Raw genomic sequence first — 24,075 nt, 5'->3', positions numbered from 1 at the left:
ATGCTTAGAAAACTACTACTACATTTTTTATGTTATTTTCCATTGTTGGCTTTGGCGCAAAACCACACTATTTCTGGACATGTAGTTGATGAAAATAAAATAGAAGTAGCTTATTCCAACATTGTTTTGCTAGACAGTGATAACGAATATATAAAAGGAACAACAACAGATGATTCCGGAAATTTCGTTATTGAAGATATTCATAAAGGAACCTATCAATTGAAAATTTCATATTTAGGTTTTGAACCTTACAATGTAACTTTTGAGCTGTATAAAAATATTGCATTTAATAACATTGTCTTAAGTGAAAAGGCTGAGGCTTTAGATGGAGTATTAGTGACTGCTAAACGCCCTACAGTAAAGCGGTTAATTGATCGTGTTGTTTTTAATGTTGAAAATTCCACACTATCAAACTATAATGTGCTAGATGTGCTGAAACATACTCCGGGGGTTATGGTTTCTGATAATAAAATTACAGTTAAAAATGGCGAACCTATTATCTACATAAACGATAAACGAGTGTATTTATCTTCAAACGAAATTCAACAATTGTTAGAAGGAACGACAGCTCAGAATTTAAAATCAATTGAAGTAATAACTAATCCGCCTGCTAAATATGAGGCAGAGGGGAATGCTGTGATAAATATTGTGACAAGTAAAAATATTGCAGCAGGTTATAATGGAACAATATTTGGAAATTACAAGCAAGGATATAAATACCCAAAATATGCCTTAGGAACCAGTCATTTTTTTAAAACGAATAAATTAGATGCCTATTTAAATTATAGTGGAAGTCCAAGAAAAGATTATAGACATAACAATGAAATTGTAAATTTTAAAGATGAATTAAATCAAACATCGTCAATTTGGGAAACGGATTTCAAAAGAACTAAAGAGTCATTAAATCATAATATTAACGCAAATATCGATTATGAATTAAACGAAAATAATACTTTAAGTTTTTCTTCGAGTATTTTAATAGGTCCAGAAAAAAATACAAATACAGATGTAAATTCCACAACACAAATGTTTAGTGCTAATTATGTGTTGGATTCTCTGTTTAATACCACAAATAACGCAAACTTTAAAACCAATAATCTGGCGTTTAATCTTGATTTTGTTCATGATTTCAAAAGGGAAGGAGAGAAACTAACTGTAAACCTGCATCATACAAATTATGATTTTGCAAGTTTACAAAACGTAAACACCAATTATTATTTGGCCAATGAAAATGTCCTGTTTAGAGAGAGTATATTTCAGACAAATAACAGTCAATCTACAAAGCTATACACCGGCCAAGTTGATTATGAGTTGCCTTTTGAGAATAATGGTCAATTTGAAACAGGTGTAAAAGTATCAGATATAAATTCCGGAAGTTATATAAATCAGTTTATTGTAAATAATGGTCAACAATCAACAGATATAGATGAGCTTGATACATTTTTATATGATGAAATGAATTACGCTGTATATGCTAGTTTTTCTAAAGACTGGGATAACTGGAGCTTTAAAACAGGGCTTCGTTTGGAACACACAGATTTAACTGGAGAATCTGAAACAATCAGTAATTCCAACGAGTCAACATATACTAAATTATTTCCTTCGTTTTATTTGCTTGATAGGATCAATGATAATCATCAAATTTACTTTAGTTATAACAAACGCATATCAAGACCTAGATATAATGATTTAAACCCTTTTAAGTATTATTTAAATGATAACACCTATCTGGTAGGTAACCCAACGTTGAAACCTCAAATTGATGATGTTTTTACTTTAGGATACACTTTAAAAGACACATATACATTTGAGGTATATTATAGATATGAAGATAATCCTTCATTAGAATTATTTCAGCAGGATAATGTCAACAATAAAGTTAGATATATAAAAACCAATATTGACAGAAATATTTCTTACGGTTTAGATTTTATGACGTATACTAACGTTGTTTCAAACTGGAATTTATATGTTTTATCTTCGCTCTTTTATTACGAAGGGAAATATTATAATGATAATTTGCTGATTACAAATGATAAGTGGTCTGTATATGCGCAGGTTGTGAATTACTTTACGCTTTTAAAGGATAAGAGTTTGTCAGTAGACGTCTCTTATAATTATATATCTCCACTGGTAGATGGTCCTTCTGTTTACAGTACGCGCCACGGACTGGATATAAGCGTTAGAAAATCGTTTTGGGATAATAGAGCATCATTAAGTGTAGGTGTTACAGATGCATTTAACACGCAAAACTTTGATTTGAGTAATACCTATGCAGATCAGGATTTATTTATGACATCAAGAATGGAAAACAGGCTGATTACTTTAGGGTTTAATTACAAATTTGGTAATTATAAGTTATCTACAAATAAAAAAGAAATTAATTCCGAAGAGCGAAATAGATTAGAAAGCAATAGCTCCCATAATTAAAAGTAGTTCCTAACTTTATCCCAGAAGTTTTTAGGTGTCATTTTAAATTCGTCTTCCAGCTCCTCTAAAGTTTTATCTGCATTATTAATCTTGTTGAAAATCTGCGCTCTAATAAGATATATAGAAGGCACAATAACCGCCATGATTGGAATCAAATAGATTAATTGATTTGAGTCAACATATTTCAAATCATCATTTATAGTAATGAAAATTTGATAGGCATACATGGCTATAGGAACCAAAAGAACATGATACCACCAATGTCTACAAGTGAAAAACCAAATAAATATTAAGAATAGAGGGATTACTTTACCTGTTAACGTCCATGCTACCGTTAGTACGCTGCCATAATATTTACTGTCATATGTAAATAAAAAAGTGTTCCAAACAGGAATGTCTGGAACACTTTCGTATAAATAAAAGAAATAAGGAGTCATTGCTATTAATGTAGCAATAATACTCCCTATAATCAAACTCTTCCTATCCAGCTGATGGAATTCTAATTTTTGATCTTTCAATTTTTGCTGTTTGTTGTCCATCTTGGTTAACTGCGTTAGCTGCATAAGCTGTGAACAACATTCCTCCGAAGATCGCTACTGCGATTAAATACTTTTTAGTTTTCATTTTTTAAGGGATTTAATTAATTAATTACCCAAATGTAACTAAAGGCTAACTTGAAGTTTTTCTTAAAATGTTAAAAAAATGTTAAAAACAGGGTTTTTCTATTTTTTCGCTACGGGTTTACCGTAAAACTTCAAATTTCGGAGTAAATGTGTTTCTATATCATGTAACTTAAACGTTATTTATTTTTACTTTAAAACTAATAATCTATTGTTGTCTTCTTTAATATCAATAGATAAAATGTCAAATTCACTTGGTAATAAATCTTTTATGACGTCTGGCCATTCTATAAGATTCCAATATCCGGAATCTAAATAATCCTCTATTCCAAAATTATAAGCCTCTTCTGCTTCCTTTATACGGTATAAATCGAAATGATAAATTTTATCATCTTTTAATTCATATTCGTTTACAATCGAGAAGGTCGGGCTGCTCACTTCATCTTGACTTCCTAAAGCTTTTATTAATGCTTTAATTAAAGTTGTTTTCCCTGCACCCATTTCACCATGAAATAACAATGTCTTGGTTTTTAGGTTTTTGATGATTTGCTGCGCTACTTCATCAAGTTGCTCAAGATTATAATTTATTTCCAATCCAATCAAATTTAAAAACAATATTACAAATTATATACGAAAAACACTAAAGATTTGTGCGTTTTATCGGTTTTTTTGGTATTATATAGATTATTTTGGCAGAAAAACGGAAAAAGGGATGATCATTTCTTCAAGCGAAACCCCACCATGTTGATAGGTATTTCTATAATAACTAACATAATGGTTGTAGTTATTAGGGTAAGCAAAGAATGAATCGCTTTTCGCAAAAATATAGGAGCTACTCATATTTATTGAAGGTAAATGCACTTCCTTCGGATCTTTAAATACAAGAACTTCTTTTTCTTCATATGTCAAACTTCTACCAGTTTTATAACGCAAATTTAAACTTGTATCTCTATCTCCAATAACTTTAGATGGATTTTTTACATTGATTGTGCCGTGATCTGTAGTTACAATTAATTTAAAGCCTAATTGCTGTGCTTGCTGAATCATTTCGAATAAGGGCGAGTTCTTAAACCAGCTTAGAGTTAATGATCTGTAAGCCTTATCGTTTGAGGCTAATTCTTTTACAACTTCCATTTCGGTTTTTGCATGAGATAGCATGTCTACAAAATTGTAAACTACTACCGTAAGATCATTATCTTTTAGGGTTTTGAAATTATCAACCAGCTTTTTACCTGTTCTTAGGTTGGTGATTTTATGAAACTCATAATTTAAATGATCTAGGTTTAGTCGCTTCATTTGGGCTTCAAGAAAATCTTCTTCATGTAAATTTTTCCCACCTTCATCTGTGTCGTTTTTCCAAAATTGCGGATACAGTTTTTCCATATCACTTGGCATTAAGCCTGAGAAAATGGCATTTCTCGCATATTGCGTAGCTGTAGGAAGTATGCTAAAGAAAGCTTCTTCGTGATCTTTTTTGTAATAATTATTTATTATGGGTTCGAAAACTTTCCACTGGTCGTAGCGTAGATTATCGACTACAACCAAAAGTGTTGGTTGTTCTTTGCTTAGTTCAGGAACAATTTTTTCTTTAAATAGAGTGTGAGACATCACAGGCGCCTCTGTGTTTGGAAGAAACCAGTCTGCATAATTCTTTTCGATAAATTTTCCGAATTGAATATTAGCTTCGGTTTTTTGAGATTCTAATATTTCAAACATGCTTGGGTCTTCAATGTTTTCTAATTGAATTTCCCAATACAATAATTTTTGATACAGGTTTACCCATTCCTCAGAAGAATTAACCATAGCTAAATCCATGGCTATTTTTCTAAATTCCTGCTGATAACTTGACGTTGTTTTTTCCGAAACTAATCTGGAATGGTCTAAATTCTTCTTTAAACTTAACAGGATTTGATTTGGGTTTACCGGTTTTATAAGGTAATCGGCTATTTTACTTCCAATAGCTTCTTCCATAATATACTCTTCTTCACTTTTAGTAATCATTACTACTGGAAGATTGTCTTGTTTGGCTTTTAACTCATTTAACGTTTCAAGGCCGGTAAGGCCAGGCATGTTTTCATCAAGAAAGACAATATCAAACTTTTCGGTTTCTAAAACATCAATCGCTTCACTACCACTTTTGCAGGTTGTAACATTGTAATTACGTTGCTCTAAAAATAAAATATGTGGTTTTAGTAAATCAATTTCATCATCTACCCAAAGTATTTGTATTGCACTCATTTAAATATGTTTAATAATTAATTTATTTCAATATGTTTGGTAATTGTCTTTTGTTCAGACAGTCTATATATTTATATTTGTTTTATAAACCTTAATGATTAAAGTTTGAACAAACTTAAAATATTAAACGACCCAATTTACGGATTTATTACTATTCCGAATTCTCTAATATTCGATTTAATTCAGCATAAATATTTTCAACGTTTACGAAGAATTACCCAAATGGGGATGTCTTATACGGTTTATCCGGGAGCCCACCATACGCGATTTCATCATGCTATTGGTTGTGTGCATTTAATGCAGCAAACTGTGAATGTACTTCGTTTTAAGGGGGTTGCGATTTCTGAAGACGAAGAAAATGGGCTTTATATTGCTATTTTATTGCATGATATTGGTCATGGGCCGTTTTCTCATGCTATGGAGCACAGTATAGTGAATGGTGTGTCTCATGAGCATCTTTCTTTGCTTTTTATGGAGCGTTTGAATGAGGAATTTAACGGAAGTTTAACGTTAGCTATTGAAATTTTTAAAGGTGAATATCCAAGAGCTTTTATGTGTCAGTTAATTTCCGGACAGTTTGATATTGATCGTGCTGATTATTTGAAACGGGATAGTTTTTATACAGGTGTTGCGGAAGGTAATGTGAATAGTGAACGGTTAATAACCATGCTAAATGTTGTAAATGATGAATTGGTTGTTGAAGAAAAAGGAGTGTATAGTGTTGAGAAATTTATTGTAGCCAGACGTTTAATGTATTGGCAGGTATACTTGCATAAAACAGGGTTAGTTGCCGAACAACTATTAATTCGTGTTTTAAAGCGAGCTAAAGAATTATATAGTGAAGGTTATAAATTGGCAGCTAGTAAGGCATTAACTTACTTTCTGGAAAATAAAATTACACTACAGGAATTTAGCGAAGGAACACTTGATGTTTTTGCTCAGTTAGATGATTATGATATTATTTCCGCCATGAAGGAGTGGCAATTTGAGAAGGATTTTGTTTTAAGTCATTTGTGTGAAATGATAATCAATAGGAATCTGTTAACCATCAAAGTTAAAAAGAAGCCAATAAAAGCAGAAAACCTGGAAAAATACCTTGAAGATTTAATGACTGACTATAATATTAGTAGGAAGGAAGCATCCTATTTTGTTTTTACCGGAGATATTTCAAACCAAGCCTACCAGCTAAAGCACAAGAGTATAAATATTTTGCATAAATCAGGAAAAATTCAGGATATTGTAAAAGCTTCCGATCATTTAAATATAAAAGCATTATCTAAACCGGTAACAAAATATTATATATGTTACCCAAAACAAAGAACTTAGCGGGCACAGCCTAAGGTTTGGCTTGATAACTTTAAAACAATAAAGAGGGTACGGGTGAAAAACTTTAACACATTTTTCCTATTTTTGCCCAAGAAATTTAATCAGCAAACTTTAAAGTGTGAAATTTACAGCAGAACAAATAGCAGGAATTTTAATGGGTGATGTCGTTGGAAATCCTGATGCTGAAGTGTCTAAACTTTCTAAAATAGAAGAAGGGTCTGAAGGCTCTTTAACGTTTTTAGCAAACCCGAAATATAAACACTACATATATACAACAAAGGCTTCTATTACCATTGTTAATAAGACCTTTGAGCCTGAAGAAGATATAGCCACTACGTTAATTAAAGTTGATGATGCGTATCTGGCTTTTTCGAAAATCCTTGAATATTACAACTCTGTTAAACTTAATAAAACAGGTATTGAGCAACCTTCATTTATAGCAGAATCCGCAACTTGTGGAGAAAATATTTATGTCGGTGCCTTCTCTTATATAGGTGAAAATGTAAAGATTGGAGAAAACGTAAAGATTTTTCCAAATTCTTATATTGGAGATAATACAGTAATAGGGGATAACACTATCGTTTTTTCCGGTGCTAAAATATATTCAGAAACCATAATTGGTAATAATTGTGTTATAAATTCTGGTGCTATTATTGGCGCTGACGGATTTGGTTATGCACCTAACGAAAGTGGTGGGTATAATAAAGTGCCACAAACCGGAAATGTAATTATTGAAGATTATGTTGATGTTGGTGCTGCTACCACTATAGACAGAGCAACTCTAGGCTCTACCGTTATTAGAACAGGTGTTAAGTTAGATAATCAAATTCAAATAGCACATAACGTGGAAATCGGTAAAAATACTGTTATTGCTGCCCAAACTGGAATTGCAGGGTCTACTAAAATTGGAGAAAACTGTCAGATAGGAGGGCAGGTAGGTATTGCAGGACACATTGTAATTGGTAACAATGTAAAAGTTCAGGCGCAATCAGGAATAGCCAGAAAAGTAAAAGATAACGAAGTGTTGCAAGGGTCTCCTGCTATAACGCTAAGTGATTATAATAAGTCGTATGTTCACTTTAAGAACTTACCTAAGATTGTTAAAAACATTAATGATTTAGAAAAAAATAAATGGGAATAGTAGTTACTGAAACGAAACAAAAAACTATAAAGAAAGAAATTTCTTTAACTGGCGTTGGTTTACATACTGGTAAAGACGTTACATTAACGTTTAAACCTGCACCGGCTAATTCAGGATTGGCTTTTAAACGTGTGGATTTAGAAGGGACACCTGTAATTGAAGCTGATGCAAACTATGTTACAAATACCCAAAGAGGAACATGTTTAGAAAAAAACGGAGTTGCTATTCAAACTTCAGAACATGTTTTAGCAGCCTTAATCGGTTTAGATATCGATAACGTTATTTTGGAGCTGAATGCTTCAGAACCTCCAATTATGGATGGCTCATCGAAGTTTTTTGTTGAAGCTATTGAAAAAGCAGGTATTGTAGAACAAGATGCTTTCCGTGAAGAGTTTGTAGTTACAGATATTGTATCATATATAGATGAAGATTCAGGAAGCGAAATTCTTGTTATGCCGGCAAACCAGTATCAAATTACTACCATGGTCGATTTTGGTACTAAAGTTTTAGGAACTCAAAATGCGACTTTAAATCAAGTTTCAGATTTTAAAGAAGAAATATCTACTTCTAGAACATTTAGTTTTTTACACGAAATTGAAATGCTTTTAGAGCATGGTTTAATTAAAGGTGGTGATTTAAATAACGCAATCGTTTATGTAGATAAACCATTATCTCCTGAAACTATGGAGAAATTAAAAGTTGCGTTTAAAAAAGATGCTATTGCTCTTAAGCCAAACGGAATTTTAGATAACCTAACATTACATCATCCTAACGAAGCTGCAAGACATAAATTGCTAGATGTTGTTGGAGATTTAGCTCTAGTGGGAACTAAAATTAGAGGTAAAGTAATTGCTAATAAACCAGGTCACTTTATCAATACACAGTTCGCTAAAAAATTATCAAAAATAGTTAAAAACGAGCGTCGTAATAATGTGCCTAATATTGATTTGAATCAACCTCCATTAATGGATGTAACTCAAATTATGTCAATGTTACCACACAGGCAACCATTCTTATTAATCGATAAAGTTTTCGAACTTAGCGATCAGCATGTAACAGCTACCAAGAATGTGACTATGAATGAAGAATTCTTTAAAGGTCACTTCCCGGGAGCACCGGTTATGCCTGGAGTGTTAATCGTTGAAGCTATGGCACAAACAGGAGGTATTTTAGTGTTAAGCACTGTGCCGGACCCTGAAAATTACTTAACATTCTTCATGAAAATGGATAATGTTAAATTCAAACAAAAAGTATCTCCAGGTGATACGTTAATATTTAAATGTACGTTAATAACACCTATTAGAAGAGGTATTTGCCACATGCAGGGATATGCGTATGCTAATGGAAAATTATGCGCAGAAGCAGAGCTTATGGCGCAGATATCTAAAGTAAAATAAACTTTTAAAGACAAAACTGAACAAATGAATCAACCTCTTGCATACGTTCATCCGGGCGCTAAAATCGCAAAAAATGTTGTAATAGAACCTTTTGCAACCATTCATAATAATGTAGTTATAGGTGAAGGGACCTGGATAGGAAGTAATGTAACTATTATGGAAGGTGCTCGTATTGGAAAAAACTGTAACATCTTTCCTGGTGCGGTTATTTCGGCAGTTCCACAAGATTTAAAATACAACGACGAAGATACGACGGTAGAAATCGGTGATAATGTTACCATTAGAGAATGCGTTACGATTAACCGAGGAACTACAGATAGAATGAAAACCGTTATTGGTAACAATTGTTTAATCATGGCGTACTGTCACGTTGCTCATGATTGTATAGTTGGAAACAACTGTATTTTCTCGAACAATAGCACTTTAGCAGGTCATATTACAGTAGGAGACTATGTTGTTTTAGCAGGTATGGCTGCGGTACATCAATTTGTTTCTATTGGAAATCATTCCTTTGTTACCGGTGGGTCCTTAGTGCGTAAAGATGTGCCTCCGTTTGTGAAAGCGGCAAGAGAGCCATTATCTTATGTCGGGATTAATTCGGTGGGGTTAAGACGTCGCGGATTTAGCACAGATAAAATCAGAGAAATACAAGATATATACAGAATCCTTTACCAAAAGAATTACAATAACACACAAGCAGCTGAGATTATTGAAGCTGAAATGGAGGCCACTCCAGAACGTGACGAGATTCTTCAGTTTATTAAAGATTCTCAGCGCGGTATTATGAAAGGATACTTCAAAGCAAATTAATAAAAATTAAAATCAATTATTAGATACATATATTATGGCAGTTACAACGAGTGATATTAGAAACGGATTATGCTTAAGATATAACAACGACATTTATAAAATTGTTGAGTTTTTACATGTTAAACCAGGTAAAGGTCCTGCTTTCGTTAGAACAAAGTTAAAAAGTGTAACAACAGGAAAAGTGCTAGATAATACTTTTTCTGCAGGGCATAAATTAGATGATGTTCGTGTAGAAACTCATAAATTCCAGTTTTTATATAATGATGGAGAGTACTACCACTTTATGAACACCGAAGATTACACGCAAATTCAATTAGTGGAAGCAGCATTAGATAGTCCTGGATTAATGAAAGAAGGGGAAGTTGTTACTGTAATGATTAATACCGAAGATAACATGCCACTTTCTGTTGAAATGCCAGCAAGTGTTATCTTAGAAGTTACAGCTACGGAGCCTGGAGTTAAAGGAAATACAGCGACTAATGCTACAAAACCTGCTACAGTTGAAACTGGAGCTACCGTAAATGTACCTTTATTTATCAACGAGGGTGATAAAATTAAAGTTGAAACAGAAAAAGGAACGTATAAAGAACGCGTTAAAGAATAATTTCAGTTGAAATTTCCAAATCCATATACATTAAAACAAATAGCTCTATTAATCGATTGTGAATTTGTTGGGGATGATGATTTTCCTGTTTTAGGAATGAATGAAATACATGTTGTCGAACCTGGTGATATTGTATTTGTCGATCATCCAAAATATTACGATAAAGCTTTAAATTCGGCAGCTACTATTGTTTTAATAAACAAAGAAGTTGAGTGTCCTGAAGGTAAAGCGTTGTTGGTAAGTGACGATCCTTTTAGAGATTTCAATAAGCTTACAAATCATTTTAAACCTTTTAAAGTTGCAAATGCTCAGATTTCCGATTCTTTAAAAATAGGAGAGGGAACTGTAATTCAACCAAATTGCTTTATTGGTCACAATGTTGTTATTGGTAAAAACTGTGTCATTCACTCCAATGTTAGTATCTATGATGATGTAGTGATTGGAGATAACGTAACCATTCATGCCAATACGGTTTTAGGAGCCAATGCGTTTTATTATAAAAAGCGTCCGGAAGGGTTCGATCGTTTAAAATCCAGTGGATGTGTGGTTATTCAGGACAACGTGGATATTGGAGCTTCTTGTACCATAGATCGAGGTGTAACAGGTGATACGATAATTGGTGAAGGTTCTAAATTAGATAACCTCATTCAAATTGGTCATGATACTGTAGTTGGTAAAAAATGTTTGATTGCTTCTCAGGCTGGAATTGCAGGTTGCGTTGTTATTGAAGACGAAGTGACTATTTGGGGGCAAGTAGGTTGCGCTAGTGGTATCACTATTGGTACTAAGGCTGTAGTTCATGCGCAAGCCGGTATTAGTAAATCGTTAGCCGGACATAAAACCTACTGGGGAACACCTGCTCAGGAAGCTAAAGAACACTTAAAAGGTTTGGCTTTAGTGAAACAAATTCCTAAGATTTTAGAAGAACTAAAAACTAAAAAATAAATTAAAAATGCTGCTGAAAGTATGTTTCAAAAATGTATTTTTGTGCAGCTTTATTCAAAATAATAAGAAAAAATGAGTGTTTTAGTAAACAAAGATTCAAAAATAATAGTTCAAGGGTTTACTGGAAGTGAAGGTACTTTCCACGCAAGCCAAATGATTGAATACGGAACGAATGTAGTAGGTGGTGTTACTCCGGGTAAAGGAGGACAAACACACTTAGACAAGCCTGTTTTTAATACAGTAAAAGACGCTGTAGATCAAGTAGGTGCCGATACTACTATTATTTTTGTACCGCCAGCTTTTGCTGCTGATGCGATTATGGAAGCTGCTGATGCAGGGATTAAAGTAATTATCACAATTACTGAAGGTATTCCTGTTGCAGATATGATTACGGCATCAAACTACATTAAAGATAAAGACTGTCGTTTAATTGGTCCTAACTGTCCAGGTGTTATCACCCCAGGAGAAGCTAAAGTTGGTATCATGCCAGGATTTGTATTTAAACAAGGAAAAGTAGGTATTGTTTCTAAATCGGGTACTTTAACGTATGAAGCTGCAGACCAAGTTGGAAAACAAGGTTTAGGTATCACTACTGCAATTGGTATTGGTGGAGATCCAATTATTGGAACAACTACAAAAGAAGCTGTTGAATTATTAATTAACGACCCAGCAACAGAAGCTGTGGTTATGATTGGTGAAATTGGAGGTCAGTTAGAAGCTGATGCTGCAAAATGGTACAAAGAAAGCGGAAGTAAAAAACCAGTTGTTGGATTTATCGCGGGAGAAACTGCTCCGGCAGGACGTACAATGGGTCACGCAGGTGCTATTGTAGGTGGTAGTGATGATACCGCTCAGGCTAAAAAGAAAATTATGAGAGAATGTGGAATTCACGTAGTGGATTCTCCAGCTGAAATCGGTAAGAAAGTTGCTGAAGTTTTAGGATAATCTCTCTAAACATATCATAAAAACCTCGCAATAATTTGTGAGGTTTTTTATTTGTTACAACTTGTATTTGTTATATTTGAATTAAGGAATTAACGAAAAAACATTTGGACTCTACTTTAAGAGTCGCTTAGAAATAAATTAATCACAATGAAATTATTAGAAGGTAAAACCGCCATAATCACTGGAGCTAGTAGAGGTATTGGTAAAGGTATTGCGCAAGTTTTTGCAGCACAAGGTGCTAATGTTGCGTTTACATATAGTTCGTCTGTAGAAGCGGCTAACGAGCTTGAAAAAGAATTAAACGATTTAGGTGTAAAAGCCAAAGGTTATAAAAGTAATGCAGCTAGTTTTGAAGAAGCTCAAAAGCTGGCTGAAGATGTAGTTGCTGAATTTGGTAGTATCGATGTATTAGTAAACAATGCAGGGATTACTAAAGACAACTTATTAATGCGTATCTCTGAAGAAGATTTCGACACAGTGATTGAGGTAAACTTAAAGTCGGTTTTCAATATGACTAAAGCTGTACAACGCACAATGTTAAAGCAACGCGGTGGTTCTATCATCAATATGAGTTCTGTTGTAGGGGTAAAAGGTAATGCTGGTCAAACCAACTATGCGGCTTCAAAAGCTGGTATCATCGGATTCTCTAAATCTGTTGCTTTAGAATTAGGATCAAGAAACATTCGTAGTAACGTAGTTGCTCCTGGTTTCATTGAAACTGAAATGACGGCTAAATTAGACGAAGAAGTGGTTAAAGGTTGGAGAGCTGGAATTCCATTAAAACGTGGTGGTACTCCTGATGATGTTGCTAATGTATGTGTGTTCTTAGCTAGTGATATGAGTGCATACGTTACAGGACAAACGTTAAACGTTGACGGTGGAATGTTAACTTAATTTCCATTTCCGCTGCTGCGGAAATCTCACTTAAATCTTATGTAAATTAATGAGTTCTGAAACTCTGGTATACATCATAATTTCTGGAATTGCTGCTTTATTGATAGCAGGATTTCAGTATTATAAAAACAAAAAAGGCATGTCCAAATTGAACATGCTTTTTTTGTTTCTACGCTTCACAACTATTTTTTCGATTCTTTTATTGCTAATCAACCCTAAATTTGAGCAAGTTGTTTTATCGGTAGAAAAACCAAACTTGGTCATTGCGGTTGATAATTCAGCTTCCGTAGAATATTTAGGTCATAACGAAGAAGTAAAAACACTCTTCAATCAAATAAAGAATAACAGTAAGTTAAGTGATAAATTCAATTTAAGTGTTTATAACTTTGGTAATCGTTTAAACCCTTCAGATTCGCTTTCTTTTAATGAGAAAGAAACAAATATAAGTAACGTGTTCTCTCAGTTATCACAAATTTATAAACAAAGTACAGCGCCTACAATACTTATAACAGATGGTAATCAAACTTATGGTAACAACTATGAATTTGATTATATGAATTATAAACAACCTATTTACCCTGTTGTTTTAGGAGATACAGTGACTTACACTGATTTAAAAATTCAACAACTTAATGTAAATAAGTATGCCTATTTAAAAAATAAATTTCCAGTAGAAACTATTTTAGTGTATAATGGTAGTGGATCTGTGAAATCTCAATTAAGTGTAACGCGAGGAAGTGCAGTTGTATATTCAGAAACCGTGAATTTTTCGAAAGAGAATAATTCCAAAATTATCAAATTCACCTTACCAGCAAATCAGGTTGGTGTGCAAGCCTATAATGCAACATTAAAATCTTTGGATTCGGAAAAAAACAAGATAAACAATTCTAAAAATTTTGCGGTTGAAGTTATAGATCAAAAAACGAAAGTAGCTATTGTTAGTGATATTGTTCATCCTGATTTAGGAGCCTTAAAAAAGAGTATTGAAAGTAATGAGCAACGTTCAGTTTCGCTTTTTAATCCTAATTCAATTTTAGATGAAATAAATGATTTTCAATTAATTATATTGTATCAACCAAACATCAAGTTTAAAGAGTTAATTGAACAATTGGATGCTGAGAATAAAAATAGATTTGTTATTGTTGGACCTAAGACCGATATCGAATTTTTAAACAATAATACCAAAAGTTATGAATTTGAAATTACTTATAATACGGAGGATTATCAAGCTGTTTTAGATAAGAACTATACACCGTTTTTGGTTGATGATATTTCCTTCGAAACTTTTCCTCCACTGCATTCTTATTATAGTTCTTTGATTACTTTAGTGCCTTTTAAAACCATTTTACAAAAGAACCTTAACGGTATAGATGTTGGAGAGCCATTGTTGGGAACTTTTGAAACACAGGGGAGACGAGAAGCCTTGTTATTAGGTGAAAATATTTGGAAGTGGCGTGCCCAGAGTTATGTAGAATACAAATCCTTTAACGGTTTCGATAATTTCTTTAATAAACTGATTCAATATTTAGCCTCCAATAAGTTAAAAAGCAGGTTAAATGTCGACTACCAGTCGTTTTACAATGGTTCCGGAGGTGTTATTATAACTGCTGAGTATTTTGATAAGAATTATGTTTTTGATGAACGTGAAACTCTAAATATCACGGTAATAAATAAAGATTCTAATGAATCTAAAACATTTCCGCTTATACTTAAAGGAAATAATTACGAGGTGAATTTGAGTAGTTTGCCTCCTTCTGAATATACATTTACGGTTGAGGCTGAAGAAGCCAATATTTCAAAATCAGGGAGTTTTACGATTCTCGAATATAATGTGGAGAAACAATTTTTAAATGCCGATGTAACAAAACTTCAAAATTTAGCTACTAACAGTTCTGGTAAGGCTTATTTTATTGCAGATACTAATGACTTAGTTAATGATTTACTAAGTGATTCAAGGTATAGTGCGATTCAAAAGAGCCATAAAAATAGCTTACCTTTAATAGATTGGAAATATTTATTAATCATTATAGCGTTAAGTTTAAGCGCTGAGTGGTTTTTAAGAAAATATAACGGATTAATTTAAACTAAAATAAATAATGGAAAAATTACCAAAAATAGCATTGCCTATAGTTGTTATAGCAATCATAATTATTGTCGTATTGTCTAAATCAGCCGTAACCATTGGTTCCGGAGAGGCGGGTGTATTATATAAAACATTTGGAGGTGGTGTAGTTACCGATGAGCCACCTTTAGAAGAAGGATTTCATATTGTTGCGCCTTGGAATAAAGTGTTTGTTTATGAGGTGCGTCAGCAGGAGAAGTTGGAAAAAATGAATGTATTATCATCTAACGGATTAGATATTAAATTGGAAGCATCTGTATGGTTTCAGCCTAAATACAATCAGTTAGGCAAACTTCATCAGGAAAAAAGTGAGCAATATATAGATCGTGTGCTGCTGCCTGCAATTCGGTCTGCGGCAAGAAGTGTTGTAGGTCGTTATACACCAGAACAATTGTATTCCAGTAAACGTGATGCGATTCAGCAGGAAATATTTGAAGAAACTCAAAAAATTGTGGATGATCAGTATATCCAATTAAACGAGGTTTTAGTTCGTGATGTAACCTTGCCTCCAACAATTAAAGACGCTATTGAGCGTAAATTAAAACAAGAGCAAGAGTCTTTAGAATATGAATTCCGTTTAGTGACTGCTCAAAAAGAAGCAGAAAAAGTGATTATTGAAGCTCAGGGAAAGGCTGATGCAAACAAAATTTTAAGCGCTTCATTAACTGATAAAATCCTTCAGGACAAAGGTATTGAAGCAACAGTTAAGTTGTCGGAATCGCCAAATAGTAAAGTTATTGTTATTGGTTCCGGAGATAGCGGTATGCCTATCATTTTAGGAAATCAATAAAAGGCTATTTAATAGATTATTTAACATTGTCTTTTAATTTTGAATTTTAATTAAAAGAATGTTGTGAAAACTTTTAAATGTTAAATACTGAAAAAAAACAATCGCATTATTTGGAATTAATAGTTTTTATTTCAAATCTTTGTGACAACAAAACGAAATTTTAATGAAATTTATTCAAAATCATCACCATCATTTTCAAATTTGCTCTCAAGCGAAGTGAAAATGTATTGAATAAATTCAACATATTTTAGAACCCGTTTGAGACAATCAAGCGGGTTTTTTATTTAAAAACCAACTATTGTCTTAAACTCAGAAAAACAAACTAATGAGTAAATTACGAATTGCAGTTCAAAAATCTGGTCGTCTACACGACGAATCTATGGAATTACTAAAAAACATTGGTATTTCTATCGACAACGGAAAAGATCAATTAAAAGCTTCTGCTCGCAACTTTCCAGTAGAGGTATTTTATTTAAGGAATGGAGATATTCCCCAATACCTAAAAGATGGTGTGGTTGATGCAGCTATTATAGGCGAAAATGTATTAATTGAAAAAGGGGAAGGTATTGGTGTTGCAGAAAAACTTGGGTTTTCAACGTGTCGTGTTTGTATTGCTGTGCCAAAATCTATGAAATACAACGGGCTTACCGATTTAGAAGGAAAGCGTATTGCCACATCTTACCCGAATACAGTACAAAAATATCTAGATCTTAAAGGTGTTTCTGCTAATATTCACATCATTAACGGATCGGTTGAAATTGCTCCAAATATTGGGCTTTCAGAAGCTATCTGCGATATTGTTTCAAGTGGAAGTACACTGTTTAAAAACAATTTAAAAGAGGTAGAAACCTTATTAAAATCAGAGGCGGTTTTAGCTGTGTCTCCTGTTTTAAGTGAAGAAAAACAGGCGATTTTAGATAAGATTCAGTTTAGAATCCAATCGGTTTTAAAAGGAAGAGAGTCTAAATACATTTTACTAAACGCACCAAACGATAAAGTTCAGGATATTATTAATGTACTACCAGGAATGAAAAGTCCAACGGTTTTACCTTTGGCTCAAGAAGGCTGGAGTTCAATACACTCGGTAATCAGTAAAAATGAATTTTGGGATGTTATTGATGAGCTAAAAGCCAAGGGCGCACAAGGTATTTTGGTTTGTCCTATTGAAAAAATGGTACTTTAATTCTCAATATTATGAAGATAATTAGTAACCCTGAAAAATCAGAGTGGGCAGAAGTTTTAAAACGACCGACGCAGACTGTTGATGATATTGAAGCTACTGTAAATAAAATATTCAACGAAATTCGTCAGGAAAGGGATGTTGCTATTAAAAAGTATACACAACAATTTGATGGTGTAAATCTAGATTCAAATGTTGTTACTGAAATTGAAATAGAAGATGCTGTTAATGCGGTTTCTAAAGATTTGAAGCAAGCAATAGTTCAGGCGAAACAAAATATTGAAGCCTTTCATGCTGCTCAAAAAACATCTAAGCTTGAAGTTGAAACTGCAAACGGAGTAGTTTGTTGGCAGGAAAAAAGACCTATACAAAAAGTAGGGTTGTATATTCCTGGTGGAACGGCACCTTTATTTTCAACGGTTTTAATGTTGGCTGTACCAGCGCAAATAGCGGGATGCAAGGAAATTGTACTCTGTTCGCCGCCAAATAAAGAAGGTAAACTAGCTAACGAAATTCTATTTGCGGCACAACTTTGTGGGGTGACTAAAATTGTAAAAGCTGGTGGTATTCAAGCTATTGCTGGCTTAACCTTTGGAACCGAAATTATACCTAAAGTTTATAAAATTTTCGGACCAGGAAACCAGTTTGTAACGGTTGCAAAGCAGCTAGCTACTAAATTTGGTGTAGCTATCGATATGCCTGCAGGACCAAGCGAATTACTTGTGGTTGCTGATGAGACGGGAAATCCAGCTTACATTGCGTCAGATTTACTAAGTCAGGCCGAACATGGTACGGATAGTCAGGTAATTTTAGTATCAACGTCTAAGGATGTCATTGAAAAAGTATCTGAAGAAGTTGAACAACAACTTAATGTGCTTCCGCGTAAAGCAATAGCTGAAAAATCTATTGCGAATTCGAAACTGATTTATGTTGAAAGGGATGATGTTGCTTTAGAGTTAATTAATGAATATGGACCAGAGCACTTTATTATTTGTACCAAAAATGAAGAGTTTTATGTAAATGGAATTGCAAATGCGGGTTCGGTATTTATCGGAGATTACACGCCTGAAAGTGCAGGTGATTACGCGTCTGGAACCAATCATACTTTGCCGACTAACGGATTTTCAAAAGCATATTCTGGTGTGAATTTAGATAGCTTCCAGAAGAGTATGACGTTTCAGAAAATCACAAAAGAAGGCTTGTTGAATATCGGAAATACCATTGAACAAATGGCAGAAGCTGAAGGGTTACAAGCGCATAAAAACGCAGTGTCAATTCGATTAAAGGATATAGAATAATGGACATAAAAGAGTTATTAAGACCCACCATTAAGGCATTAAAGCCGTATTCTTCTGCGCGTGATGAGTTTCAGGGTGCTACCGATAATATGGTGTTTTTAGATGCTAATGAAAATCCGTTCGAGAACGGGGTTAACCGGTATCCAGATCCGTTACAACGCACTTTAAAATCACTTTGGTCTGAAATAAAAGGTGTACCAACGCAAAATATTATGTTTGGAAATGGTAGTGACGAAGTTTTAGATTTAATCTACCGTGCGTTTTGTGAGCCCAACCAGGATAACGTGATCACCTTACCACCAACATACGGGATGTATGAGGTTTTGGCTAATTTGAATGCGATTAGCATTAAGAAAGTTAACTTAGATGAAAATTTTCAGCCTAAAGTCGATGAGATTTTAAGTGCGGTTGATGATAATAGTAAACTGTTATTTATTTGTTCTCCAAACAATCCATCAGGAAACAGTTTTAATGCCAAAGCTATTGAAAGATTGGTTTCAGAATTTAAAGGTATTGTGGTAATTGACGAAGCTTATATCGACTTTTCAAAAGAAGAAAGCTGGGTCTCTAAATTAGAACACTTTCCTAATTTAATTGTGACGCAAACTGTCTCTAAAGCCTACGCTATGGCTGGTATTCGTTTGGGAATTTGTTATGCATCAACAGAAATTATTTCAGTATTAAACGCTATAAAACCGCCATATAACATCAATGAGCTCACTCAGAAGAAAGCTATAGAATTACTAAGTATAAAAGACTTGGCTGAAAATCAAATTCAAGATATTCTTTCGGAAAGAGAAAAATTAGTAAAAGCGTTACAATCTGTTAATTACATTTCTAAAATTTACCCAACCGATGCCAATTTTGTATTGGTAAAAGTTGATGATGCCAATAAACGTTATAATCAACTCATTGAAAAAGGCATCGTTATTCGAAACCGAACCACGCAACCGGGTTGCGAAAACACCTTACGACTTACCGTAGGGACTTCAACAGAAAACAAAATATTAATAGATACCTTAAAATCTATATAATGAAGAAAGTATTATTTATAGACCGTGATGGTACATTGGTGTTAGAGCCGCCTGTAGACTATCAGTTAGATAGTTTGGAAAAACTGGAATTCTACCCAAAAGTATTTCAATATATGGCTAAAATAGCCAGTGAATTAGATTACGAACTGGTTATGGTAACCAATCAGGATGGTTTAGGAACCGATTCGTTTCCTGAAGACACGTTTTGGCCAGCGCAAAATAAAATCATTGATGCCTTTGCTAAGGAAGGTGTTGAATTTACAGATATTCACATCGATAAAACCTTTCCGCACGAAAATGCGCCAACGCGTAAACCAAGAACCGGTTTGTTAACCAAATATTTTTCAGAAGATTACGATTTAGAAAACTCATTTGTGTTAGGTGATCGAATTACTGATATGGAATTAGCTAAAAACCTTGGAGCTAAAGGAATTTATTTATCCGAAGATCCAAATTTAGGTGCAGATGAAATTGAAACTTCTAAACAAGAAATTTATAACGCAATTGCATTAACATCGACTGACTGGAAGGAAATTTATGAATTCCTAAAACTAAACGATCGCGTTGCTGAAATCACCAGAAATACAAACGAAACTAAAATCTATATTAAATTGAATTTAGACGGTTCTGGTAAAAATAATATCGATACTGGATTGTCGTTTTTCGATCATATGTTAGATCAGATTGGGCGTCATGGTGCTATGGATTTAACCATTAAAGTTGATGGTGATTTAGAAGTTGATGAACATCATACCATTGAAGATACAATGATTGCTTTAGGTGAAGTATTCAGTAAAGCTCTTGGTAATAAATTAGGTATTGAACGTTACGGGTTTTGTTTGCCAATGGATGATTGTTTAGCTCAGGTAGCTGTAGATTTTGGCGGTCGTAACTGGTTAGAGTGGGATGCCGAATTTAAACGTGAAAAAATCGGCGATATGCCAACAGAAATGTTCTTTCACTTGTTTAAATCGTTTACCGATGGTGCTAAATGTAATTTAAATGTAAAAGCCGAAGGTGTAAACGAACATCACAAAATCGAAGGTATTTTTAAAGCCTTTTCTAAAGCGATGAAAATGGCGGTAAAACGTGATTCTAATAAGATGTTTTTGCCCTCTACAAAAGGAATGTTATAAATGAAATTAGTTATAATAAATTACGGAGCGGGAAACATTAAAAGTATTCAGTTTGCTTTTAAACGTTTGGGTGTTGATGCCATATTATCAAATAATCCAGAAGAAATTCTTGCTGCCGATAAAATCATATTCCCAGGTGTAGGTGAAGCTAGTAGTGCTATGACTATGCTTCAAGAAACTGGATTAGATCAACTTATCCCGAAATTAAAACAACCCGTTTTGGGAATTTGTTTAGGCATGCAGTTACTTTGCGAATTTACAGAGGAAGGTAACACTAAAGGGTTAGGTGTTTTTAAAACCGTTGTAAAGCGTTTTGATAATTCCGTTAAAGTACCACAAATGGGTTGGAATGTTATTAAAGATTTAAAGTCTAATTTATTCAAGGGTATTAAAGAGAAGGAATACATGTATCTCGTACATAGTTATTATGCCGAGCATTGCCCTGAAACCATTGCAACCACAGATTACGGATTAAACTATGCTTCGGCTTTGCAACATAAAAACTTTTACGGCGTGCAGTTTCACCCGGAAAAGAGTAGCTTAGCAGGAGAACAAATTTTAAAAAACTTTTTAGAGCTATAACATGAGAATTATACCAGCCATAGATATTATAGATGGGAAATGTGTCCGTCTAACCAAAGGCGATTACGACACAAAAAAAGTATACAACGAAAATCCGTTAGAAGTTGCTAAAATGTTTGAAGATGCAGGTATTCAGTATTTGCATTTGGTCGATTTAGATGGCGCAAAAGCCCAACACATCGTTAATTACAAGGTTTTAGAGCAAATTGCATCAAAAACCAAGTTAAAGGTAGATTTTGGCGGCGGATTAAAAACCAATGAAGATTTACACATTGCCTTTAATTCAGGAGCCCGACAAATTACAGGTGGAAGTATTGCTGTAAAAGACGCTAAGACTTTTGAAGGTTGGATTTCAAAATACGGATCTGAAAAAATTATTCTGGGTGCCGACAGTAATGCAGGTAAAATAGCGATTAGCGGATGGCAGGAAGATAGTCAGGAAGAGTTGATTCCGTTTATAAAAGGTTATCAGAAAAAGGGCATTCAATATGTAATTTGTACTGATATTTCCAAAGATGGTATGCTGCAGGGCCCTTCAGTAGATTTATATAAAGAAATTATTGCTGAGTGTTCAAGCGCGAGTAACGGCCAATCAGTGAAATTAATTGCTTCAGGAGGTATTTCAATTATTGATGAATTGCCGGTTTTAAAAGAATTGGGTTGCGAAGGTGTTATTATTGGTAAGGCGATTTACGAAAACAGAATCACCTTAAAACAACTCGAAAAATTTATATAGTATGCTAACAAAACGAATAGTTCCTTGCTTAGATATTAAAAACGGACGCACTGTAAAAGGTGTAAATTTCGTCGATTTACGGGATGCGGGAGATCCTGTAGAATTAGCAAAACAATATGCCGAAGTTGGCGCCGATGAGCTTGTGTTTTTAGATATTGCAGCTACTTTAGAAGGCCGAGCCACAACCTTAGATATGGTGTTGCGTGTTGCTGAACAGGTAAATATTCCATTTACAGTTGGTGGTGGAATTTCTTCGGTAGAACACGTTGATGCTTTACTTCAGTGTGGTGCCGATAAGGTGTCTATCAACTCTTCAGCAGTTAAACGTCCGGAGTTGGTTAATGAATTAGCCGATAAATTCGGAAGTCAGTGTGTTGTGGTGGCTATTGATGCGAAACAGATTGATGGTAATTGGAAGGTGCATTTAGCAGGTGGAAGTATTCCTACAGATATCGATTTATTTGAATGGGCTATGGAAGTTGAAAAACGTGGCGCTGGTGAAATTTTATTTACATCCATGGATCACGACGGGACCAAAAACGGATTTGCAAATGAAGCTTTAGCAAAACTTTCAGAGGAATTAAATATTCCAATAATTGCCTCAGGTGGTGCGGGAAATGTGCAGCATTTTGTTGATACGTTTATTGAGGGGAAAGCTGATGCTGCTTTGGCAGCAAGTGTGTTTCACTTTGGTGAGATTCCTATTCCTGAACTTAAAAAAGAATTAAAAAAACATAATATAGAAGTACGATTATGACTATAAAATATAATGATAACGGACTTGTTCCAGCTATTATTCAGGATGCCACAACAAAAACGGTGTTGATGTTGGGGTATATGAATGAGGATGCTTATCAGAAAACTTTAGAAACAAAAAGAGTAACCTTTTTCAGTAGAAGTAAACAACGTTTATGGACTAAAGGAGAAGAAAGTGGTAACTTTTTAAACCTGGTTTCTATTAAGAATGACTGTGATAATGATACCTTGTTAATACAAGTGAATCCTATTGGACCAACATGTCACAAAGGAACAGATAACTGTTGGGGAGAGGGAAATCAGTCTTCTTACGGATTCTTTTCAATTTTAGAAGAGGTTATTAAAGAGCGTGTTGAAAATAAGGACACTAACAAATCTTATGTAGCAAGTTTATTTTCAAAAGGAATTAATAAAGTAGCTCAAAAAGTAGGAGAGGAAGCTGTGGAGACAGTAATTGAAGCTATGGATAATAATGATGAATTATTCTTGTATGAATCGGCAGATTTATTGTTTCACTACCTCATGTTGTTGCAAGCTAAAGGCTTTACTTTAAAAGATATTGAAGCCGAATTAAAAAGCAGACACAAATAAATTAAAAAAGCCTCAGAACTAATCAGAGGCTTTTTTTGTAAGTTTTTTTAAGTAATCCATCGTTTTGAAACGGCTTTCTTTGAGAACCAAACCAAAAAAGCGGCAAATACTATAATGCTAATGGTCATTCCTAAATTATCTGAATGCCCTGAGAATAGAAAATACCCCATTTGAATAATAACAGCTACAAATGAAATGAGTAATAATGAATACGCCCATTTTTTTCTCAGCAACAAGCCTAAACTACCTATGGCTGCAGTGAAAACTGCAATCGCAAAAGCAGCCGTTAACCAGGAAGGTAGTGTGGAAGCTAATTCAATTTGTTCTGTTGTCATAGACGCTTTCCATCTATCTGTTTTGTAGGCTTGACCTATGTATTGATCAACCCCCATAATATTCCATAAAAGAGCAATAACACTCACAATCCAAAACCAAAACGGTGGCTTTTCTTTTAAACTTGTCATAATAATCGGTTTGTTAGTTAGTAATTATACTATACA

General features: G+C 33.9%; 23 protein-coding genes. 19 read left to right on the top strand and 4 right to left on the bottom strand.

Going from position 1 to position 24,075, the window contains the following annotated elements; translation table 11 throughout:
• Positions 1 to 2,430 (top strand): outer membrane beta-barrel protein, encoded by a 2,430-nt coding sequence (locus tag RBH94_RS13870; RefSeq protein ID WP_307881440.1) that lies wholly within the window; start codon positions 1 to 3, stop codon positions 2,428 to 2,430.
• Here RBH94_RS13870 and RBH94_RS13865 read toward each other — a convergent pair.
• The 3 genes from RBH94_RS13865 to RBH94_RS13855 form a co-directional block, all read right to left on the bottom strand.
• Positions 2,427 to 2,993, bottom strand: a complete 567-nt coding sequence (locus tag RBH94_RS13865) for a hypothetical protein (RefSeq protein ID WP_307881439.1) — start codon at positions 2,991 to 2,993, stop codon at positions 2,427 to 2,429. The genes RBH94_RS13870 and RBH94_RS13865 overlap by 4 nt on opposite strands.
• Before the next feature lie 246 nt (positions 2,994 to 3,239).
• Positions 3,240 to 3,644 carry a tRNA (adenosine(37)-N6)-threonylcarbamoyltransferase complex ATPase subunit type 1 TsaE gene (gene tsaE / locus RBH94_RS13860; RefSeq protein ID WP_307881438.1) on the bottom strand — a complete coding sequence of 135 codons (405 nt, stop codon included), beginning with the start codon at positions 3,642 to 3,644 and terminating at the stop codon, positions 3,240 to 3,242.
• 90 nt (positions 3,645 to 3,734) lie between these two features.
• The gene (locus RBH94_RS13855; RefSeq protein ID WP_307881437.1) at positions 3,735 to 5,288 is read right to left on the bottom strand and encodes a bifunctional response regulator/alkaline phosphatase family protein; all 1,554 of its coding nucleotides are present in this window, start codon (positions 5,286 to 5,288) and stop codon (positions 3,735 to 3,737) included.
• A 105-nt stretch (positions 5,289 to 5,393) separates the two neighbouring features.
• Here RBH94_RS13855 and RBH94_RS13850 point away from each other — a divergent pair, with 105 nt between their 5' ends.
• The 18 genes from RBH94_RS13850 (at position 5,394) to hisIE (ending at position 23,575) form a co-directional block, all read left to right on the top strand.
• Positions 5,394 to 6,614, top strand: coding sequence for an HD domain-containing protein (locus tag RBH94_RS13850; RefSeq protein WP_307881436.1), 1,221 nt, complete (start codon positions 5,394 to 5,396; stop codon positions 6,612 to 6,614).
• A 118-nt stretch (positions 6,615 to 6,732) separates the two neighbouring features.
• Positions 6,733 to 7,755: a UDP-3-O-(3-hydroxymyristoyl)glucosamine N-acyltransferase gene (gene lpxD, locus RBH94_RS13845; RefSeq protein ID WP_307881435.1), complete on the top strand. Its 1,023-nt coding sequence runs from the start codon at positions 6,733 to 6,735 to the stop codon at positions 7,753 to 7,755.
• Positions 7,746 to 9,152 (top strand): bifunctional UDP-3-O-[3-hydroxymyristoyl] N-acetylglucosamine deacetylase/3-hydroxyacyl-ACP dehydratase, encoded by a 1,407-nt coding sequence (locus RBH94_RS13840; RefSeq protein WP_307881434.1) that lies wholly within the window; start codon positions 7,746 to 7,748, stop codon positions 9,150 to 9,152. The genes lpxD and RBH94_RS13840 overlap by 10 nt, the downstream gene beginning before the upstream one ends.
• A gap of 24 nt (positions 9,153 to 9,176) precedes the next feature.
• Positions 9,177 to 9,962 carry an acyl-ACP--UDP-N-acetylglucosamine O-acyltransferase gene (lpxA, locus tag RBH94_RS13835; RefSeq protein WP_188222074.1) on the top strand — a complete coding sequence of 262 codons (786 nt, stop codon included), beginning with the start codon at positions 9,177 to 9,179 and terminating at the stop codon, positions 9,960 to 9,962.
• A 34-nt stretch (positions 9,963 to 9,996) separates the two neighbouring features.
• Positions 9,997 to 10,566: an elongation factor P gene (gene efp / locus RBH94_RS13830; RefSeq protein ID WP_307881433.1), complete on the top strand. Its 570-nt coding sequence runs from the start codon at positions 9,997 to 9,999 to the stop codon at positions 10,564 to 10,566.
• A gap of 6 nt (positions 10,567 to 10,572) precedes the next feature.
• Positions 10,573 to 11,511 carry a UDP-3-O-(3-hydroxymyristoyl)glucosamine N-acyltransferase gene (locus tag RBH94_RS13825; protein ID WP_307881432.1) on the top strand — a complete coding sequence of 313 codons (939 nt, stop codon included), beginning with the start codon at positions 10,573 to 10,575 and terminating at the stop codon, positions 11,509 to 11,511.
• A gap of 72 nt (positions 11,512 to 11,583) precedes the next feature.
• Positions 11,584 to 12,456, top strand: a complete 873-nt coding sequence (gene sucD / locus RBH94_RS13820; protein WP_188222071.1) for a succinate--CoA ligase subunit alpha — start codon at positions 11,584 to 11,586, stop codon at positions 12,454 to 12,456.
• Between the two features lie 147 nt (positions 12,457 to 12,603).
• Positions 12,604 to 13,350 carry a 3-oxoacyl-[acyl-carrier-protein] reductase gene (gene fabG, locus RBH94_RS13815; RefSeq protein ID WP_188222070.1) on the top strand — a complete coding sequence of 249 codons (747 nt, stop codon included), beginning with the start codon at positions 12,604 to 12,606 and terminating at the stop codon, positions 13,348 to 13,350.
• Between the two features lie 49 nt (positions 13,351 to 13,399).
• On the top strand, positions 13,400 to 15,433 hold the full coding sequence (locus tag RBH94_RS13810) for a VWA domain-containing protein (RefSeq protein ID WP_307881431.1): 2,034 nt from the start codon (positions 13,400 to 13,402) through the stop codon (positions 15,431 to 15,433).
• Positions 15,434 to 15,446: 13 nt separating this feature from the next.
• Positions 15,447 to 16,262, top strand: a complete 816-nt coding sequence (locus RBH94_RS13805) for a prohibitin family protein (RefSeq protein ID WP_307881430.1) — start codon at positions 15,447 to 15,449, stop codon at positions 16,260 to 16,262.
• A 325-nt stretch (positions 16,263 to 16,587) separates the two neighbouring features.
• Entirely contained in the window at positions 16,588 to 17,445 is an 858-nt protein-coding gene (gene hisG, locus RBH94_RS13800) for an ATP phosphoribosyltransferase (RefSeq protein WP_307881429.1), read from the top strand.
• Between the two features lie 11 nt (positions 17,446 to 17,456).
• A complete protein-coding gene (gene hisD, locus RBH94_RS13795; protein ID WP_307881428.1) occupies positions 17,457 to 18,740 on the top strand; it encodes a histidinol dehydrogenase in 1,284 nt (427 codons plus the stop codon).
• A complete protein-coding gene (hisC, locus tag RBH94_RS13790) occupies positions 18,740 to 19,774 on the top strand; it encodes a histidinol-phosphate transaminase (protein ID WP_307881427.1) in 1,035 nt (344 codons plus the stop codon). Before hisD ends, hisC begins: the two co-directional genes overlap by 1 nt.
• Positions 19,774 to 20,910: a bifunctional histidinol-phosphatase/imidazoleglycerol-phosphate dehydratase HisB gene (hisB, locus tag RBH94_RS13785; RefSeq protein WP_307881426.1), complete on the top strand. Its 1,137-nt coding sequence runs from the start codon at positions 19,774 to 19,776 to the stop codon at positions 20,908 to 20,910. The genes hisC and hisB overlap by 1 nt, the downstream gene beginning before the upstream one ends.
• Positions 20,911 to 21,492, top strand: coding sequence for an imidazole glycerol phosphate synthase subunit HisH (gene hisH / locus RBH94_RS13780; RefSeq protein ID WP_307881425.1), 582 nt, complete (start codon positions 20,911 to 20,913; stop codon positions 21,490 to 21,492).
• A gap of 1 nt (position 21,493) precedes the next feature.
• Positions 21,494 to 22,228: a 1-(5-phosphoribosyl)-5-[(5-phosphoribosylamino)methylideneamino]imidazole-4-carboxamide isomerase gene (gene hisA, locus RBH94_RS13775; RefSeq protein WP_307881424.1), complete on the top strand. Its 735-nt coding sequence runs from the start codon at positions 21,494 to 21,496 to the stop codon at positions 22,226 to 22,228.
• A gap of 1 nt (position 22,229) precedes the next feature.
• The gene (gene hisF, locus RBH94_RS13770) at positions 22,230 to 22,985 is read left to right on the top strand and encodes an imidazole glycerol phosphate synthase subunit HisF (protein WP_307881423.1); all 756 of its coding nucleotides are present in this window, start codon (positions 22,230 to 22,232) and stop codon (positions 22,983 to 22,985) included.
• A complete protein-coding gene (gene hisIE, locus RBH94_RS13765) occupies positions 22,982 to 23,575 on the top strand; it encodes a bifunctional phosphoribosyl-AMP cyclohydrolase/phosphoribosyl-ATP diphosphatase HisIE (RefSeq protein WP_307881422.1) in 594 nt (197 codons plus the stop codon). Before hisF ends, hisIE begins: the two co-directional genes overlap by 4 nt.
• A 47-nt stretch (positions 23,576 to 23,622) precedes the next feature.
• On the opposite strand, the gene RBH94_RS13760 is transcribed toward hisIE, so the two are convergent.
• The gene (locus RBH94_RS13760; protein WP_307881421.1) at positions 23,623 to 24,039 is read right to left on the bottom strand and encodes a hypothetical protein; all 417 of its coding nucleotides are present in this window, start codon (positions 24,037 to 24,039) and stop codon (positions 23,623 to 23,625) included.
• Between the last annotated feature and the right edge of the window lie 36 nt (positions 24,040 to 24,075).

It is taken from the genome of Aestuariibaculum sp. YM273 (assembly GCF_030908365.1).
GTDB classification, from domain to species: Bacteria; Bacteroidota; Bacteroidia; order Flavobacteriales; family Flavobacteriaceae; genus Aestuariibaculum; species Aestuariibaculum marinum.
This window is presented reverse-complemented; position numbering and strand designations above follow the sequence as displayed.

Bases quoted from the DNA above. Each gene is read 5' to 3' on its own strand.
- RBH94_RS13840 (WP_307881434.1), top strand. From the start codon at position 7,746: ATGGGAATAGTAGTTACTGAAACGAAACAAAAAACTATAAAGAAAGAA.
- RBH94_RS13760 (WP_307881421.1), bottom strand. From the start codon at position 24,039: ATGACAAGTTTAAAAGAAAAGCCACCGTTTTGGTTTTGGATTGTGAGT.
- RBH94_RS13810 (WP_307881431.1), top strand. From the start codon at position 13,400: ATGAGTTCTGAAACTCTGGTATACATCATAATTTCTGGAATTGCTGCT.
- hisA (WP_307881424.1), top strand. From the start codon at position 21,494: ATGAGAATTATACCAGCCATAGATATTATAGATGGGAAATGTGTCCGT.
- hisH (WP_307881425.1), top strand. From the start codon at position 20,911: ATGAAATTAGTTATAATAAATTACGGAGCGGGAAACATTAAAAGTATT.
- hisG (WP_307881429.1), top strand. From the start codon at position 16,588: ATGAGTAAATTACGAATTGCAGTTCAAAAATCTGGTCGTCTACACGAC.
- hisC (WP_307881427.1), top strand. From the start codon at position 18,740: ATGGACATAAAAGAGTTATTAAGACCCACCATTAAGGCATTAAAGCCG.
- hisIE (WP_307881422.1), top strand. From the start codon at position 22,982: ATGACTATAAAATATAATGATAACGGACTTGTTCCAGCTATTATTCAG.
- sucD (WP_188222071.1), top strand. From the start codon at position 11,584: ATGAGTGTTTTAGTAAACAAAGATTCAAAAATAATAGTTCAAGGGTTT.
- RBH94_RS13865 (WP_307881439.1), bottom strand. From the start codon at position 2,993: ATGCAGCTAACGCAGTTAACCAAGATGGACAACAAACAGCAAAAATTG.
- fabG (WP_188222070.1), top strand. From the start codon at position 12,604: ATGAAATTATTAGAAGGTAAAACCGCCATAATCACTGGAGCTAGTAGA.
- efp (WP_307881433.1), top strand. From the start codon at position 9,997: ATGGCAGTTACAACGAGTGATATTAGAAACGGATTATGCTTAAGATAT.
- RBH94_RS13870 (WP_307881440.1), top strand. From the start codon at position 1: ATGCTTAGAAAACTACTACTACATTTTTTATGTTATTTTCCATTGTTG.
- hisF (WP_307881423.1), top strand. From the start codon at position 22,230: ATGCTAACAAAACGAATAGTTCCTTGCTTAGATATTAAAAACGGACGC.
- lpxA (WP_188222074.1), top strand. From the start codon at position 9,177: ATGAATCAACCTCTTGCATACGTTCATCCGGGCGCTAAAATCGCAAAA.
- hisD (WP_307881428.1), top strand. From the start codon at position 17,457: ATGAAGATAATTAGTAACCCTGAAAAATCAGAGTGGGCAGAAGTTTTA.
- RBH94_RS13805 (WP_307881430.1), top strand. From the start codon at position 15,447: ATGGAAAAATTACCAAAAATAGCATTGCCTATAGTTGTTATAGCAATC.
- hisB (WP_307881426.1), top strand. From the start codon at position 19,774: ATGAAGAAAGTATTATTTATAGACCGTGATGGTACATTGGTGTTAGAG.
- RBH94_RS13855 (WP_307881437.1), bottom strand. From the start codon at position 5,288: ATGAGTGCAATACAAATACTTTGGGTAGATGATGAAATTGATTTACTA.